15 protein-coding genes are annotated in these 15,452 nt (G+C 68.3%); 7 read left to right on the top strand and 8 right to left on the bottom strand.

Annotation, left to right across the window (positions count from 1 at the left end):
- Window positions 1–182 precede the first annotated feature (182 nt).
- Genes ACQPY0_RS46310 through ACQPY0_RS46280 form a run of 7 tightly spaced genes read right to left on the bottom strand, consistent with a single transcriptional unit; the run spans window position 183 to window position 5,820 of the window.
- On the bottom strand, window positions 183–533 hold the full coding sequence (locus ACQPY0_RS46310) for a hypothetical protein (protein ID WP_432975967.1): 351 nt from the start codon (window positions 531–533) through the stop codon (window positions 183–185).
- Window positions 530–1,390, bottom strand: coding sequence for an SDR family NAD(P)-dependent oxidoreductase (locus ACQPY0_RS46305; protein ID WP_432975964.1), 861 nt, complete (start codon window positions 1,388–1,390; stop codon window positions 530–532). Before ACQPY0_RS46305 ends, ACQPY0_RS46310 begins: the two co-directional genes overlap by 4 nt.
- Window positions 1,387–2,250: an alpha/beta fold hydrolase gene (locus tag ACQPY0_RS46300; protein ID WP_432975961.1), complete on the bottom strand. Its 864-nt coding sequence runs from the start codon at window positions 2,248–2,250 to the stop codon at window positions 1,387–1,389. The genes ACQPY0_RS46305 and ACQPY0_RS46300 overlap by 4 nt, the downstream gene beginning before the upstream one ends.
- Before the next feature lie 25 nt (window positions 2,251–2,275).
- Entirely contained in the window at window positions 2,276–2,872 is a 597-nt protein-coding gene (locus ACQPY0_RS46295) for a 3-phenylpropionate/cinnamic acid dioxygenase subunit beta (protein WP_432975958.1), read from the bottom strand.
- 1 nt (window position 2,873) lies between these two features.
- Window positions 2,874–4,109 (bottom strand): NAD(P)/FAD-dependent oxidoreductase, encoded by a 1,236-nt coding sequence (locus tag ACQPY0_RS46290; protein ID WP_432975955.1) that lies wholly within the window; start codon window positions 4,107–4,109, stop codon window positions 2,874–2,876.
- The gene (locus ACQPY0_RS46285) at window positions 4,106–4,438 is read right to left on the bottom strand and encodes a non-heme iron oxygenase ferredoxin subunit (protein WP_432975952.1); all 333 of its coding nucleotides are present in this window, start codon (window positions 4,436–4,438) and stop codon (window positions 4,106–4,108) included. The genes ACQPY0_RS46290 and ACQPY0_RS46285 overlap by 4 nt, the downstream gene beginning before the upstream one ends.
- Entirely contained in the window at window positions 4,435–5,820 is a 1,386-nt protein-coding gene (locus ACQPY0_RS46280) for an aromatic ring-hydroxylating dioxygenase subunit alpha (RefSeq protein ID WP_432975949.1), read from the bottom strand. The genes ACQPY0_RS46285 and ACQPY0_RS46280 overlap by 4 nt, the downstream gene beginning before the upstream one ends.
- Window positions 5,821–5,922: 102 nt before the next feature.
- Between ACQPY0_RS46280 and ACQPY0_RS46275 the strand changes: the two genes are divergently transcribed.
- On the top strand, window positions 5,923–6,912 hold the full coding sequence (locus ACQPY0_RS46275) for a zinc-binding dehydrogenase (RefSeq protein WP_432975946.1): 990 nt from the start codon (window positions 5,923–5,925) through the stop codon (window positions 6,910–6,912).
- A complete protein-coding gene (locus ACQPY0_RS46270; RefSeq protein WP_432975943.1) occupies window positions 6,909–7,847 on the top strand; it encodes a 3-carboxyethylcatechol 2,3-dioxygenase in 939 nt (312 codons plus the stop codon). Before ACQPY0_RS46275 ends, ACQPY0_RS46270 begins: the two co-directional genes overlap by 4 nt.
- A 22-nt stretch (window positions 7,848–7,869) precedes the next feature.
- Here ACQPY0_RS46270 and ACQPY0_RS46265 read toward each other — a convergent pair whose 3' ends face one another.
- Window positions 7,870–8,403, bottom strand: a complete 534-nt coding sequence (locus tag ACQPY0_RS46265) for a helix-turn-helix domain-containing protein (protein ID WP_432975940.1) — start codon at window positions 8,401–8,403, stop codon at window positions 7,870–7,872.
- Between the two features lie 175 nt (window positions 8,404–8,578).
- Here ACQPY0_RS46265 and ACQPY0_RS46260 point away from each other — a divergent pair, with 175 nt between their 5' ends.
- The 5 genes from ACQPY0_RS46260 to ACQPY0_RS46240 all read left to right on the top strand — a co-directional run bounded on the left by ACQPY0_RS46260 (window position 8,579) and on the right by ACQPY0_RS46240 (window position 15,418).
- Window positions 8,579–9,379 carry an IclR family transcriptional regulator gene (locus ACQPY0_RS46260; protein ID WP_432975937.1) on the top strand — a complete coding sequence of 267 codons (801 nt, stop codon included), beginning with the start codon at window positions 8,579–8,581 and terminating at the stop codon, window positions 9,377–9,379.
- Window positions 9,380–9,888: 509 nt separating this feature from the next.
- On the top strand, window positions 9,889–11,445 hold the full coding sequence (locus ACQPY0_RS46255; RefSeq protein WP_432975934.1) for an ABC transporter substrate-binding protein: 1,557 nt from the start codon (window positions 9,889–9,891) through the stop codon (window positions 11,443–11,445).
- Window positions 11,446–11,451: 6 nt separating this feature from the next.
- Window positions 11,452–12,456 carry an ABC transporter permease gene (locus tag ACQPY0_RS46250; RefSeq protein ID WP_432975931.1) on the top strand — a complete coding sequence of 335 codons (1,005 nt, stop codon included), beginning with the start codon at window positions 11,452–11,454 and terminating at the stop codon, window positions 12,454–12,456.
- Window positions 12,457–12,569: 113 nt separating this feature from the next.
- Complete coding sequence (locus ACQPY0_RS46245; RefSeq protein WP_432995661.1) at window positions 12,570–14,390, top strand: dipeptide/oligopeptide/nickel ABC transporter permease/ATP-binding protein; 1,821 nt, start codon at window positions 12,570–12,572, stop codon at window positions 14,388–14,390.
- Window positions 14,387–15,418: an ABC transporter ATP-binding protein gene (locus ACQPY0_RS46240; RefSeq protein WP_432975928.1), complete on the top strand. Its 1,032-nt coding sequence runs from the start codon at window positions 14,387–14,389 to the stop codon at window positions 15,416–15,418. The genes ACQPY0_RS46245 and ACQPY0_RS46240 overlap by 4 nt, the downstream gene beginning before the upstream one ends.
- The last annotated feature ends 34 nt before the right edge of the window (window positions 15,419–15,452 follow it).

Raw genomic sequence — 15,452 nt, 5'->3', positions numbered from 1 at the left:
GGCGTCGGTCACGAGCCGCGGCCCGGAGGCGGGCCGCGGCTCGCTGCACCGCGGCCGTCGGCCGCGCACGGGAGTCAGGCATGCCACCACCCTGGCCGGAGGGCGGCGCCGGGTCAGCTGGTCGATCCGCTGGACGACACACTCTCTGCCCGGAGACATCGCGTCGGCCCGCACCGAACGACTCACGTTCCCGGGACGCGGTCGAGGTACATGTCCACGCGGGTCACCGACGCCGGCTCGCGCACCAGGAGCGACAGCTCGAGGGCGCCGCCGTCGTCGGGCACGTCCACGTCGACCACGTAGCGGAAGCCGGCCGCCTCCGCGGCCACCATGGCGTGGAGGTCGCCGACGTGCGTCGCGAACACGACCTTGCGGCAGCGGGGGTCGCTCGACAGCACCCGTTCCGACGCGTCCCGGAGCACGTCCTCCAGGTCGTCCGGCGCAACCCCGTCCAGCCGGATCTCGACGTCGTGCGTGGCCACGGGGTAGACCGGCCGGAGCCGGCCCGTCAGGCAGCTCTCGACCCGGATCATGTCCGCTCCTTCGAGACCAGATCCATGAGGTGATCGCCGCCGGCATCGTGCTGGAAGCCGCGCACGCCCATGCCTCCGTCCACCTGGATCGCGTGGCCGGTGATCGGGCCGCTCTGCTCACGCGATGCCAGCAGGACATAGGGCGCGGTGAAGTCGACGGGGTCGACGCTCGAGTCGTAGAGCGGAATCGGCGGAGGCGGCGCGCTCTGGGTGCGCTTGGCGAAGGAGGCGGCGATCGACCGATCCTCAAGGGCCAGCGCCACTGGACCTCGCAGGTCCGTGTTCATGCCACCGCACGCAACGCCGTTGACCCGGACCCGTGGCGCGAGTTCGTAGGCCAACTCCTTCATCAGGCCTAGGCACGCGTGCTTGGCGGCGGTGTAGACGGGTCCGCCGCCGTTGACGTAGAAGGACGCGTTCGACAGCGTCATCACGATGCTGCCGCGGTTGCGGACGAGTTCGCGCCACGCCGCTTCGGCGGCGAGCAGGTAGCCCTTCACATTTACGGCGAACAGCTCGTCGAAGGTACGGTCGAGTTCGTCCACCGACAACCGGGTGAGCTGGCGCTGGAAGTCCCACACGCCCGCGTTCGCTACCAGGGTATCGAGCTTCCCGAATCTGGCGACCGACTCCCCGACGGCCGCGTGCAGCTGTTCGGAGCTGCGGACGTCCGCCTCGACGGCGTGCATTCGGGACGGGTCGGCGGAACTCTCGACGACGGCGTCGAGCCTGGCCCGGTCGCGTCCCACGACCGTGACGCAAGCACCTTCCCCGACGTACCTCTGGGCGACCGCGGCTCCGATCCCGGAGCCGCCGCCCGTGATAAGCGCGCTGTAGCCTTGGAGCCATCCCGTCATCGTGGCGTCCTCAGGAAGTCCGCGACCAGACGCTCGAACTCGGCCTGACGCTCGAGCTGGACCCAGTGGCCGCAGTTGCCAAAGACGTGCAGTTCGACGTCACGAAGATACTTGAGCAGGATCTGCGCGCCATCGAGCGTGATCGTCCGATCATCGCGCCCCCACAGCAGCAGGGTCGGCGCCTTCACCCTGTCCAGATCACGCCACAGCGGGTCCATCCCCCGGCGCCGCGCAAACGACGTGTTCAGCCGGTGGTAGAACTCGATGTGGCTGGGATCGCGGGAGGCCTCGTAGCGCGACCTGACCACGTCCGCACCGAACCGCCGGTGATCGGCGACCATCACCCGGATGAAGTTCGCCATCTTCTTCTCGGTGGGCCCGTCTCCGTTGAAGTAGCGAAACATTTCCTTCTGGCCTTCCGTCGGCGTCGGCCCGAACGGCAGCCAGCCGCCGCCGGGCGCCATCAGCACAAGCCGGCTGACACGGTCCGGATGCTGCTGCGCCAGCGCGATCGCCGCCGCTCCCCCGAGGCTGTTGCCGAGGGCGTGGACGGTGTCGCAGCCGAGTTCGTCCAGTACGGCGACCAGCGCGTCGACGGTGAGCTGCGTGATCGATCGCGCTTCCAGGTCGTCGTCGGCCGGCCGGTACGACGTGCCGAACCCTGGCTGGTCGGGCAGCAGAACCCGGAACTGCTTGGTAAGCGCGGGCAGGTTCTGGTGATAGTTGGACACCCCACTGGCGCCCGGACCGCCTCCGTGCAGCATGACGAGGACCGGGCCGCTGCCTGCTTCGGCGACGTGCACGTCGCCGTCCGGGGTCGCGATCTGGTGATGGGTGAGCTCCGGCTCGGCGACGGTCACGGCGTGCCTTTCTCGGGTGGGTCGGTCAGAAGAAGGTGGAGATGTTCTTCGCCAGGAGGACGTTCTGGTCGAGCAGGATCTCCCGCCTGGCCACCTGCAGGCGGCCGTCGGTCAGGCGCCGGAGAACGTCGGCACGGCGCCCGGCATACACGCCCTCTTCACGCTGGAGCCGGTTGCGGTAGAGCAGGAACGCGCTGCGAGCGACCAGGTCGTCGGCGGTGAAGCCCTCCTGGAGCGCCGGATCGGCGTGGCGGACGCGCACGTTGGTGACGAGGTGTCGGGTCCGCGACGGCGGGTCTTCGGCCCAGGCCATCCCGGAGTCGAAGCGGCGGATCCGCCAGGCCAGCGACTCCTTGGTCTCGTCGTAGAACGCGGCCTCGCCCCGGCCGGCGACCGAGAACGCCTCCTGGCGGCGCAACCGGTTGGTGCGGGTGGGCATCCAGTAGTCGAGGTCGTCGGCGAACAGCTCGAGCCAGTCGACATAGCGTCCGTCGTCGAGCAGTTCCGCTTCCTCGTAGTACAGCTGCTCCACCTCGAAATGGACGTCCCGGCTCGCCGGTTGCCCGGCCTGGAGGGCAGGGCCGGACCAATCCGCGGATGTCTGCTGGTCAACGGTGTCCATGTCATCCCCTCAAGAGCTTCCGCAGGTCGGTGCCGGTGTCGGCGAGGCGCGCCGGGTCGACGGCGACGGCACGGTCGATGAGGCGCCGGGCGGCCCGCAGGGCCTGGGAGTCGTCGATGGCGACTGCGCCGACGATCCGGTCGTCACGGACGGCGAACACGGCGAAGGGCGCGGGGCCGATCTTGCCCCGGACGATGTGCCTGATCCCGGCGTCCGGCCCCGTCAACTGCCCGACCCCTTCGACGTGGCGTCCGTATCGATCGCTCCACCACCACGGCGCTGTCGGCGCCGGCGCGGCGACGCCGAGAATGGTCGCGGCGGCGCGCCGGCCGTCGAGCTGCGCCGCTTCCCAGTGCTCGCTGCGGTCGTGGCCACGCATGCGGGCGCAGTCGCCCACCGCCAGGATCCGCGGGTGGCTCGTCACCTGCGCGTTGTCGACCAGCACGCCACGATCGACCTCGAGCCTGGCGGCCGCCGCGAGGCCGGTGTGCGGCATCATGCCGACCCCGACGAGGACGGCGTCGAACTCCCGGTCAGCGGACTCGCCGCGCAGCCGGGCGGCGACCCCGCTGGACGTCGGTCGCAGCGACTCCAGCACGGTGGTCACCGTGTCGACGCCGTGGTCCGTGTGCTGGCCGTGCAGCCACTGCGCGACCGCAGGGCCGAGCGCACCGATGAGCGGGGGATCCACCGGGTCGACCATCGTGACGTGGCACCCGAGTTCGCGCGCCGTGGACGCGGACTCGGCACCGATGAGGCCACCGCCGACCACCAGCAGACGCGTGCCCGGCCGCAGCGCCGCCCGGAGCCGGTCGGCGTCGTCGGCGTCCCGGAGAACGTGCAGGCGTCGCGCGTCACGGGTGGCGTCGATGCCCGGGATGGGCGGTACGGCCGGGCGGCCTCCGCTTGCGAGAACCACCTGGTCGGCGTCCGAGACCGTGCCGTCGGCCAGCTGGATCCGTACCTGGGCGTCGGAGGGTTTGAGGTCGACGACCTCGGCCCGCCCCACGAGTGTGACCCGTTGTTCGACGTACCAGTCCGGCCGCTGCAGGGCGATCTGCTCGAGGTCCTGGGCACCGGCGAGGTACGCCTTCGACAGCGGCGGCCGGTCGTACGGGAACTCGGATCTCTCGACGAGGACCAGGTCACCGGCGTAGCCGCCCGCGCGGAGCGCGGCCGCGGTCGAGACGCCGGCGACACCGCCGCCGACGATCACCACCCGTCCGGGGGCGGTCACGGCTGCTCGCCGGGGAACAGGTAGACCTCGCCGTCGCGGACCTCGACCCGGTGCGCGACCGTGTCCCGGGTGGCGGGCAGCCCGTCCACCTGGCCGTTCTTCAGGCAGAACCTCGACGAGTGGAGCGGGCACTCGACGTGTCCGTCCTCGACCCACCCGTCGGCGAGCGACGCCCTCTCGTGGGTGCACGTGTCGTTCAGCGCCCACACGGTGCCGTCCTCGTCCTTGAGCAGCGCGATGTCGTCCTCGGTTCCGGTCTGATCGCGGGAGACGACGATGCCCTCGCCCTCGGGGATGTCGCCGGCGGCCGCGACGCGGATTCCCGTCATCCGGCGTCCTTCCCGCAAGCCCCCGGCTCGTGCCAGGCGGGGGTGTTCATGAGGGTCTGCCAACGGCGGTAGAACGAGCGGCCGGCGGCGTCGGAATAGAGCTCGGAGGTCGCGCCGGGATACGTGCCGTCCTGACGCTCCGACCCCAGGCCCATCTGGTAGTTCAGCGGGACGCTGTTGGTGATGAAGGCGTGCGAGATGGCCTGGACCTCGCTCCAGTTCTCGCCGTCGTCCTGCTCGAAGATGCCGCTCGGCCCGAAGGTGCGCAGGTTGTACAGCCGCTGCGCCCCCTTGACCTCTGCCGGCCAGGACCGGTCCACGACGGTCCACGCCCACACCTCTACCCGGTCCGGGCCCTTCGGGTGCCATACCCGGATGGACCCGTTGACGGGCAGATAGGAGAAGTTGGGAAAGACGGTGGCGTGCCCGTTCGTCAGCGGCCCCTCGACGCGCTCACGGCCCAGACGCTCACGCAGGGCGTCGTAGTCGACGGCCTTGTGGACGGTCGACGCGTCGAACCGGTTCTTGGGATGCACCGGGAAGCCGGCACCGTGGCCCAGCGGATCGACGTACTGGCGGCCGGTACGGTGGACGATCTCGTCCTTGGGCTTCTTTCCGGTAGGCGACATCAGCATGAGCGCCGACGCGTGGCTCATGTTGACGTGGTACCAGTCGGTCGCGAACTGCTCAGCGGACAGCTTCCAGTTGCCCTCCAGCACCCACTTGTGGACGCCACCAACCACCTCGGTGCCGGCTTCGTCGTGGTCAAGCATCGCGTCCATGTACCAGGCCATGTCGCCCAGCGCCTCGCGCAGCGGCACCGGCTCGGGATTCCAGGTGCCGAAGATCAGTCCCTTGTACGACTCGATATGCGGTACCTCGACCAAGCCCCAGTCGGCGACGGAGAAACCCGCCGGGTAACCGTCGAGGTTCGGGACACTGACCAGCTTGCCCTCGAGGTCGTAGGACCAGCCGTGATACGTACAGGTGAAGTTGCGGGTCTGGCCGAGGTCGGCACGGCAGACGCGGGCGCCACGGTGGCGGCAGGAGTTCAGGTAGGCGCGGATCGTCCGGCTCTTGTCCATGGCCACGATCACGGGGTCTTCGCCCATGGACGTCGTAAAGAAGTCGCCCGGCCTGTGGAACTGGTCGGTGTGAGCGAGGAACAACCAGCTGGGCGCGAAGACCCGGCGCAGCTCCTGCTGGTAGAGCAGCTGGTCGGTGAAGATCGCCCGGTCGACGTACCCGCCGTCGGCATCGACCATCCCGGACACGTCGACGTTACGCGTCAACCCCTCCGGCCGCCGCAGCCGCCCGCGGGGAGAGCCGGTCGCCGGCGTGCAGTCGTCCGGCGGGGTCGGCCACTGACCGGTCGTCGTCATGTCACCGAATCTCGCGGGGAGGTGGCACCTGGAACAACGCGGCGTTCCGCTCGACGGCACGCGTGCTGTCCCGCGCCGGACGCGTCAGGAGAAGGTCGCACCGTGCTTGCCGCCGTCGCCGTCGCCCAGAGCGAGACCGACCCTCTCGCCGGCCTCGAGCTCCGCGACCTCCCAGTGCCCAGGACCGAGCCCGGGTGGTCCCGGGTCCGCGTCGCCGCGTCAACGATCAACATGCACGACCTGTGGACCCTGCGTGGCGTCGGCCACTCGGCGGACCAGCTGCCGCGCATCCTCGGGTGCGACGCCGCGGGCTACGACGAGTCTGGGCGTCCCGTCGTGGTGTACCCGGTGATCGGCTCCGCGGACCGCGGCCGCGGCGACGAGACGCTCGACCCGCAGCGCGCCCTGCTCTCCGAACGCCACGACGGGGCCTTCGCGGAGTACCTCGTGGTTCCGACCCGCAACCTCCGGCCGCTGCCGGACGGCCTGAGCCTGGACGAGGCGGCCTGCCTCCCGGTGGCGTGGGGAACGGCCTACCGCATGGTGTTCACCCAGGCCGGTGTCCGGGCCGGCGACCGGGTCCTCGTCCAGGGTGCGGGTGGCGGCGTCGCGTCAGCGGCGATCAAGCTTGCCGTCGCGGCCGGCGCGGTCGTGTACGCGACCTCCCGCTCGGCCGACAAACTCCAACTGGCCGAGCAGTGGGGCGCACGCGGTGTCGAGACCGGAGGCCGGCTCCCCGAGAAGGCGGACGTCGTCATCGAGACGGTCGGCGAGGCCACCTGGTCACACTCGCTGCGCTCCCTTCGTCCCGGCGGTGCCGTGGTCGTCGCGGGCGCCACCTCCGGGTTCAACCCGCCCGCTGATCTCGGCCGGGTCTTCTACCTCCAGCAACGCATCCTCGGCTCCACCGGCTGCACGCTGGCCGAGATGGACGCGCTCCTGCGGATGCTCGCCGCCACCGGCGTCCGGCCGGTTATCGACCGGTCCTTCCCTCTCGAGGACATCCATAAGGCCTTCCAGCTCATGATCGACGGCGAGATCGCCGGCAAGATCGTCGTCCGCCCGCCCGAACCGCGAGTAACCCGGTCATGACCTCTGCCGCTGTCGGCCTCTCCCACTCGCCGCTCATCGGGAAGAACGACCCCGCGCCCGAGGTCCTCGCCCGGGTCGACAGGGCCGTCGCCGTGGCGCGGGAGTTCGTGCGCGCCTTCGCGCCTGACCTCGTCGTGCTGTACGCCCCCGACCACTACAACGGCTTCTTCTACAAGCAGATGCCACCGTTCTGCCTGGCGACCGGCGCACACGCAGTGGGCGACTTCGGCTCGGCGTCCGGCCCGCTCTCGGTTGACACCGAGTCCGCCAGGGCGTTGGCGTCGAAGGTCCTCGATCGTGGCATCGACCTCACAGTGTCGGCGCGGATGACCGTCGACCACGGGTTCGTCCAGCCGCTGGAGGTGTTGTTCGACGGCATCGACCGCGTCCCCGTCGTCCCGGTCTTCGTCAACGGCGTGGCCACGCCGCTGGGGCCGGTGAGCCGGATCAGGGCTCTGGGCACGGCGATCGGCTCGGCTGCGGCCGAGCTTGACCGGCGGGTGCTGTTCCTCGGCTCCGGGGGGCTGTCCCACGACCCGCCGGTACCGGCGCTCGAGGGCGCACCGCCACGCGTGGCCGACGCCCTCATCGAGGGTCGTCCCCCGACGCCTGAACAGCGAGAGCGCGGCGAGCAGCGGGTGATCCAGGCCGGCCGCGACTACGCCGCGGGATCGACCGCGATGATCCCGATCAACCCCACATGGGACAACGAACTCCTCGACATCCTGGAGGCCGGCACCCTACCTGATCTCGACTCCTGGACGGTGGAGTGGATGGGCGAGAACGGCGGCGGCTCGGGCCATGAGGTCCGCACCTGGATCGCAGCCTTCTCCTCGCTCGCGGCGACCGGCGGTTACCAGATGGAGTCGCGCTTCTACGAGGCGATCCCGGAATGGATCGCCGGTTTCGCCGTCGCCACCGCCAGCCAGCGCTGATCGGGCGGACCCGGCGGCCGGGTCACTCCGAGGCCGGCCGCGTCGTGCGCGGGCGGACCTGCCGGACCTGGGGCAGCGTGGTGACCATGTGCGCCACCACCCGATCGCTGAGGCAGACGTGCTGGTGCTCGACGTCGCCGGGGAACCGCACGAAGTCTCCGGCCGAGACCTCGACCGGATCCGTCACCGGGCCGGTGCGCAGACGTCCCGTGATCACGTAGACATGGTGCAGGGTGCCGGGGGCGTGCGACGCGATCAGTCCTTCGCGCGTGGTTCCGCGCTCGAGTCTCAGCAGCAGGGTGCGCACGTACCCGGAGCCGAAGATCTCGTCCAGCATCCGTTCCGACCGGCCGTCGCGGGAGCGCCACTCGGCGTCCTCTTGGCGCTGTACGACGACGGGGCTTCCCCACTCGGTCAGCAGGCGCCGCAGGGTCAGGTCCAGGGCCCGCGCGAGGGCCGCCATGGTCTCGACGGTGGGATTCCCGATGCCTTGCTCGACCTTGGACAAGGTCTGTTTGGACAGGCCCGACCGGCGCGCGAGCTCACCGAGGGACATCCCCCGTTCCTGGCGGAATCGGCGAACGTTCCGGGCTACCAGCTGGTTCTCGTCACTCATGCATGCCGTCACTTATAATGGTCGATTGTCACTGTTGACTGACGAACTGCTCATGGTCACCATGTCACGTAGAAGTGACTAGAGAAGTATTCTAGGTGACGGAAGGTGGCGGATCGTGACCACCGACATGAGGCGAGCAGTCAAGGACGATCGGGCTGCGATCGACAAGGCCATCAGCCTGCTGATCTCGTTCGGAGGCGACGCGGCTACCGGGGTCGGGGTCAGCGAGCTCGCCCGGCGCGCCGACCTCAGCAAGTCGACGGCCTTCCGCATCCTCGGGTTGCTCGAGCGAAACGGCGTGGTCGAGCGGATCGACCGTCTCTACCGCCTCGGGGGCCGGCTGCACGAGATCGGCCGTCACGTGTACTCCCCTGAGCACGACTCCGTGCGAGACTTGCTGATCCCGTTCTTGACCGATCTCTACGAGCGGACCCACGACACCGTCCACCTAGCAGTGCTGCACGGCACCGATGTCATGTACCTGGCCAAGCTCCACGGGCACCGGCCCGTTCCGTGCCCCTCGCGCATCGGCGGTCGCGTGCCGGCCCACTGCACCGCCCTGGGCAAGAGCCTGCTCGCCCATGACCCCGACGCGCAGGAGCGTGTGCTCAGCTCGGGGCTGCGGCGGTACACGTCCGCGACGATCTCAGCACCGGAGGACTTCCTGACACAGCTGGCGACGGTGCGGCGCGATGGCGTCGCGCGTGACGACCAGGAGGTCCGCCTCGGGCTCTCCTGCGTGGCGGCGCCAATCCTCGGGCGCAACGGCCGGCCGGTGGCCGCGCTGTCGGTCTCGATGCCGAGCGGCCGGCCGGCCGAGCTGGTCGCCGCCGAGAAGACACTGCGCCAGATCGTGGCTGCCGCAACGCCTGCGGTGAGCCGCTACGACCTCACGCGTCGCGCACGGAGCGCCTGACGGGACGACCGATGAGCTGCCGCCCGGGGAACAACCCTGGCACGATCACGCCGTCGGTCACGACGCGGTGACCTCCCACGAGCACCCGATGTGCTCGATGTCCCGCGGCCCCGGCGCTGGGAGTGCACGATCTGCACCGCCCGCGCCCGGACGTACGCCACGACGACACGACAGGACTGACCTGTTTTGGTGCGTACCTCCCGCGCCGAAAACCCCAGGTCACAGCATCACCGCCCGCCGAATCTACGATCTGTGGCCCAGGTCGGGTTACGAGGTGATCGAGCCTCTCGCCCAAGCTTGGCCGGGGCCCGACGTCGAAACACACGGGGTCACCAACTTTCGCAACGAGCCTTGACGAAGAACGCTGGTCAACGCATCCTGTACGGGGTTACAGGGATTTGGGCCAGCGTTCAAGGCCCGTTCAGCCCCCAACACATCCGGAGGGATGCGTAACCATGTCCAATCCATCGAGGTTTCGTGTGCAGGGGCTCGGACCCTGCTCCCTTCTCTTGGTCTCCGCACTTGTCGCTGGCTGCACGACCACCAGCAGCGACGAAGACGGCAACAAGTCGAACGCGCCGACCGACGGCACTTTCACGATGGCGATGGCTGCGGACCCGCAGTCACTGGATCCGCAGATGACGCTCGACGGGACGAGCCTCACCATGGCTTCGTTCGCGTACGACGCCCTCGTCAGTCAGAAGGCCGACGGGACCTTCGCCTCCCAGCTCGCATCCTCTTGGGAGACAAAGGGCAAGGATTGGATCTTCACTCTCCGCAAGGACCTGAAGTGCGCCGACGGATCGACCCTCACGCCCCAGGACGTGGCTGACAACTTCAGCTTCATGGCCGACCCCAAGAACGCCAGTCCGCTCAACGGCACCTATCTGGCCGCCGGCGTCAAGGCGAAGGCCGACGACCGTGCCGGCACCGTCACCCTGTCCGTTCCCGCGGATACGCAGTTCTTCCTCAACGGCCTGGCCCTGGTCCCGATCGTCTGCAAGAAGGGCATCGAGGACCGCAAGTCACTCGCCACCACGACCAACGGCACGGGGCCGTACAAGCTGGAGAGCTCGGCGTCTGGCGACCGGTACACCTACGTCCGCAACGAGGGCTACAACTGGGGTCCGGACGGAGCCACGAACAAGGAGCCGGGCTCGCCCGCCAAGGTGATCGTCCGTATCGTCCCGAGCCAGTCGACCACGGCGAACCTTCTGCTGTCGGGCGAGGTCAACGCAGCAGCCGTGAGTTCCGCGGATCAGAAGCGCCTCCAAGCCAAGCGCCTCTACTCGGCTGGTTACGTCTCTCCGCTCGGAGAGATGTTCTTCAACCAGGGCAACGACCACGTAACCTCGGACGACGTGGTGCGAAAGGCGCTCACCGCCGCGTTGGATCTGAACCAGATTCGCAAGGTCTACACGAGCGGGAACGGTGAAGCGCCAAGGACCTTCACCCCCGGCAACCCGCCGGCCTGCGCGGGTGACTCGATCACGAGCGCCCTGCCCTCAACCTCCGTCGAGGAGGCCAAGTCCATCCTCGAGCAGGCTGGATGGACAGTCGGCTCAGACGGGATCCGCACTAAGAACGGTCGCAAGCTCACCGTATCCTTCCTCTACCTTACGGATCTGATCCCGGGGGCTGCCTCGGCGTCCGAGCTCGCGGCCGAGGCTTGGAAGCAGATTGGTGTGGACGTCAAGCCCAACGGCGTGGCGGTGAACCAGAGCAACGAGATCCTCTTCGGAACCGGGGCATGGGACGTTGCCTGGACCGGCCTCGGCGTGGCGGCGCCGAACCAGCTCGTGTCGGTCTTCCAGGGCGCTGCCCCTCCGGACGGGTCGAACTTCGCCCACCTTGCGAACAGCACTTACGACTCTGAGGTCAAGCTCGCCCAGGCGTCGAACGACAACAACGGCTGCGAACACTGGCTCAAGGCCGAGACCGCGCTCGTCAAAGATGCGGATGTCGTTCCGTTCGCCGCGGTCGAATACCTGACGTACGGTTCGCGTGCCCAGTTCGGCTTCGTCGCGGGACAATTCGTGCCGACCAGCGTCCGGCTGAAGGGCTGAGGTCACATGAGTGCCATCGCGTCGTCGCCGAGAACCGAGGTCACGGGTCGGCGGCGCTCGACCGCTGGGCCGTGGGGCGGATACCTGGGCCGGCGCGTTGGCCGCCTCGTCGTTTCGATGTTGGCAATCGTTACCGCGTCGTTCGCGTTGGTCGCCCTGGTACCCGGCGATCCTGCGCGGAACTCACTTGGTCCGACCGCCTCACCTCAGGCGGTTGCCGAGCGTCGACACGTCCTGGGGCTTGACCAGCCCCTGGTTCCGCATTTCCGCGATTACCTCGTCGGTCTCCTACATGGTGACCTCGGCATTTCCACATCGCTCAATATGCCGGTGGGCGCGATCATCGGGCAGCGATGGGCGGTGAGCGTCAACCTTGCGCTGCTGGCGTTCCTCATTGCCGTGGTCACCGCCGTCCCTGTCGGGGTGGCGGTGGCCGCGGCGACCCAAGGGGGGCGCCGGAGAGCACTTGACCTAGCTTTCACGGTCATGACTGGCTTGTTGTTCTCGGTGCCCGGCTTCCTGCTTGCGGTCGGTTTGGCATACGCATTCGCGGTGAAGCTCGGTTGGTTTCCCATCGCCGGCGTCGAGAGTCCAGCGGGATACGCCCTCCCTGTGGCAGCACTTGCGGTAGGACCAGCCGCAGCGATGGCCCGGCTTGTTCGGCTCGAGGTACTTCGTGTGCTCGATCTCGACCTCGTCCGCACGGCGAGGGCGAAGCGGATGCCGGCCACGCGCCTCTACCTCCGGCACGCGTTGCCCAACACTCTCACCGCGCTGCTGAGCTTCGGGGGGCTCCTGCTCGGCGGGCTCCTAGCGAGCACCGTGCTCGTTGAGACAATCTTCGCGGTGCCAGGGCTGGGCAGCCTGCTGACGTCCTCGATCCTCCATAAGGACTACAACCTGGTCCAAGCCCAAGTGATCTTGTTCGGCGGTGCCGTTCTCGTCATCAACCTGCTCGTTGACGTCCTGATGGCGATCGTCGACCCACGAACCTCGATCCGAGAGCGGTAGCCGTGAGTACTGAGACCCCGAGCACGCCGGGGGGCCGAGGCCGGCCGGCCGTCTTCCGTGACCCATTCGCGCTCTCAGGAATGTTGGGAGCCGTCCTGCTGGTCTTGATCGCCGTGGTCGGCCCCTACCTGCTGGGCGACGCCGCAAGCCACACGGACCCGGCTAATGCGTACGCCGACCCGTCTGCCAGCCACCTGCTTGGCACAGATGCCCTCGGGCGGGACATCTTGGCCCGCATCGTTGTCGCAACACGACTGTCCTTGGTGCTGGCTTTTGTGGCAACGCTCATCACGGTGACGTGCGGGGTGTTCTTGGGGGCACTCCCGCTCTTTGCATCCAGGCGCGTGTCGCGATTCCTTGTTGGGTTCGTAGACTTTCTCGTCGCGTTTCCCGGCCTGCTACTGGCGTTGTTTCTGGTGGTGCTCTTCGGGACCGGCGTTCGGGGGGCCGTTTTCGCCGTCGGCGTGGCTGGCGTCCCGTTCATCGCACGGCTCACCTACACGCTCGCGCTCGGCATCATCGAACGTGACTACATCACGGCATCGAGGATGCTTGGTGTCCGGCGTACGCGCGTGCTCCTACGCCACGTCATTCCAAACATCGCTGAACCGCTCCTGCTCAACGTCGCTATGCAGACCGGCGCGAATCTGCTCGCCTTCGCGGCTCTCTCGTTCCTCGGCCTCGGTGTCCAGCCGCCTTCCTACGACTGGGGGCGTCTACTGAACGAAGGGCTCGAACGGATCTACGTGTCCCCTGCGCAGGCACTCGGCACGGCCTTCGTGGTGATGGTCGCCGGCATGACCTTCTCGACCGTCGGCGAGGCCTTCGCGAACGTCGCGAGCGGTAGGTCCTCAAGCGCTGGAGCGGCGAGGAAGCGGGCGGGCAGGGCCGTTGTCGGTACGCCGAGCGGGCGCGTCGAGACGACGGCTTCGGTTGTTCTGAGCGTTGATGAGCTCCGTGTGGTTGTCCGCGACCACGAAGGCCCGGTCGAGGCTGTGCGGGGAGTGTCGTTTCGGATTGGTGCTCACGAAAGCGTCGGCCTGGTGGGCGAGTCGGGGTCGGGCAAGAGTTTGACGGCGATGGCGGTCGCCAACCTGTTGCCCGTTGGGGCTGAGGTCTCGGGCGGCCGCATCGAGCTCAACGGCGCCGACCCGGCCTCCCTACGTCCTCGGGAGCGTTTCGCTCACCTTCGGCGGTCGGTGTCGGTGGTCCTCCAAGACCCGATGAACTCGCTGAACCCGGTCACGCGGGTCGGAAAGCAGTTGGCTGAGGTTGCGCTCTTGAATGGCGAAAGCCGCTCGGCCGCCACGACGGGGGCCATCGCGCGCCTCGCAACCGTGCGGATATCTGCACCTCGTGTCCGGGCGCGTCAGTATCCACATGAGTTCTCCGGTGGGATGCGGCAGCGCGTCATGATCGCAATGGGCCTGATGGTCACACCGCGTCTCATTGTTGCGGACGAGCCCACCACGGCCCTCGACGTGACGGTGCAGCGGCAGGTGCTCGACCTTCTTGACGATGTCCGCCGTCAAGAAGGCACGGCTCTGTTGCTGATCACCCACGATATGGGGGTCGTCGCCGAGCGCTGTGACCGGGTGCTGGTGATGTATGGCGGGCATATCGTTGAGGAGTTGCCGGCGCATGCGTTGGCGGCCGATGCCGTGCATCCGTACACCAGGGCTCTTCTCGCCAGCGTGCCCGACGTCTCGGACAGCCGCGAAGGTCCGATGCCGACGATCCCTGGCCTGCCACCGCGTCTGCGCTCGGTTCCCGTCGGATGTCCGTTTGCGCCGCGTTGCGAGTTTGCAGACGAACAATGCCACTCCGAACGGCCGCCGATGGTGACATACGGCCAGGGCCAGCGCGCGGCCTGCTGGCACCCGGTGCTCCAACCGAAGCCGAACAACGCCCGCGAAGAGGAATTGTCGCGATGAGCACGCTTGAAGTCCGAGGCGTCACTGTCGAGGTCGGACACTACCGCCGCCCGTTCACTGCGCTCGACGGGGTCAGCCTCAAGGTTGGTGCTGGGCGGGTCATGGGAATCGTGGGCGAATCTGGATCCGGAAAGTCCACGCTGGGCCGAGCTGTCGCAGGATTACAGCCCCTGCGGTCGGGGAGCATCGTTATCGACGGTCAGGTGGTCGCCACTCCACGACGGAACCACCGGCCCGTTCCGGGAGTGCAGATGGTCTTTCAGGATCCGTTCGGCTCCCTTGACCCCAGGATGACGATCGGCGATTCCGTGATCGAGGGCGTCGCGGCAGCTGGTGTGCGGCGCCGCTCAGCCCAGCGCGAGGAAGCGCTGCGCATGCTTGACCTCGTCTCGTTGGACCACAGCTATGCGACCGTTCGGCCGGCCAAGTTGTCGGGGGGCCAGCGCCAGCGCGTCGTGTTGGCACGCGCTCTAGCGGCTCGTCCGCGGATCTTGATCGCCGACGAGATCACGTCAGCGCTCGACGTATCGGTGCAGGGTTCGGTCCTGAACGTCGTGAACGCGGCAGTCCGCCAAGACAACCTCACGACGCTGTTCATCTCTCACGACCTCGCAGTGATCAGTGCGATCTGCGACGACATCGTGGTGATGTACGCCGGCGAGGTCGTCGAAAGGGCACCAACTGCTCAGCTCATTCACGACCCCCAGCACCCGTACACGCGGACACTGCTCGATGCCGTGCCCCGCGTCCGCCCGGTGGAGACGGGATCAACCCGCCGTGGAGAAGCCGGCGCCCGGTCCAGCAACGGCACTCAGGTCGTCTCCGCGCGCGCTGCCCGAGAGGTCTTGGACGCAGACCCGCCCGACATGCACGAGCCGCCCGCAGGGTGTCGATTCGCGGGCCGCTGCCCGGTCGGCCCCCGGGTGCACGCTGAGCGTTCCGACTGCACGAGTCTGAGACCGCCTCTCCTCACGATCGGTGACAGGCACACATCGGCGTGCCACTACGCCCCCCACATCGACGGGTAAGTCGCTCCCGCAGCGAGTGTCAGATGGAAGGAAG

The sequence above is a fragment of the Dactylosporangium sp. CA-233914 genome (genome assembly GCF_050942935.1).
GTDB lineage: Bacteria > Actinomycetota > Actinomycetes > Mycobacteriales > Micromonosporaceae > Dactylosporangium.
Note: the sequence above shows the minus strand (reverse complement) of the source record. Positions and strands in the feature narration are given on the sequence as shown.

What these genes read in the sequence shown, in the direction of transcription:
- ACQPY0_RS46305 (WP_432975964.1), bottom strand. Translation starts at nt 1,390, where the DNA reads ATGACGGGATGGCTCCAAGGCTACAGCGCGCTTATCACGGGCGGCGGC.
- ACQPY0_RS46295 (WP_432975958.1), bottom strand. Translation starts at nt 2,872, where the DNA reads ATGGACACCGTTGACCAGCAGACATCCGCGGATTGGTCCGGCCCTGCC.
- ACQPY0_RS46310 (WP_432975967.1), bottom strand. Translation starts at nt 533, where the DNA reads ATGATCCGGGTCGAGAGCTGCCTGACGGGCCGGCTCCGGCCGGTCTAC.
- ACQPY0_RS46240 (WP_432975928.1), top strand. Translation starts at nt 14,387, where the DNA reads ATGAGCACGCTTGAAGTCCGAGGCGTCACTGTCGAGGTCGGACACTAC.
- ACQPY0_RS46285 (WP_432975952.1), bottom strand. Translation starts at nt 4,438, where the DNA reads ATGACGGGAATCCGCGTCGCGGCCGCCGGCGACATCCCCGAGGGCGAG.
- ACQPY0_RS46265 (WP_432975940.1), bottom strand. Translation starts at nt 8,403, where the DNA reads ATGTCCCTCGGTGAGCTCGCGCGCCGGTCGGGCCTGTCCAAACAGACC.
- ACQPY0_RS46250 (WP_432975931.1), top strand. Translation starts at nt 11,452, where the DNA reads ATGAGTGCCATCGCGTCGTCGCCGAGAACCGAGGTCACGGGTCGGCGG.
- ACQPY0_RS46270 (WP_432975943.1), top strand. Translation starts at nt 6,909, where the DNA reads ATGACCTCTGCCGCTGTCGGCCTCTCCCACTCGCCGCTCATCGGGAAG.
- ACQPY0_RS46280 (WP_432975949.1), bottom strand. Translation starts at nt 5,820, where the DNA reads ATGACGACGACCGGTCAGTGGCCGACCCCGCCGGACGACTGCACGCCG.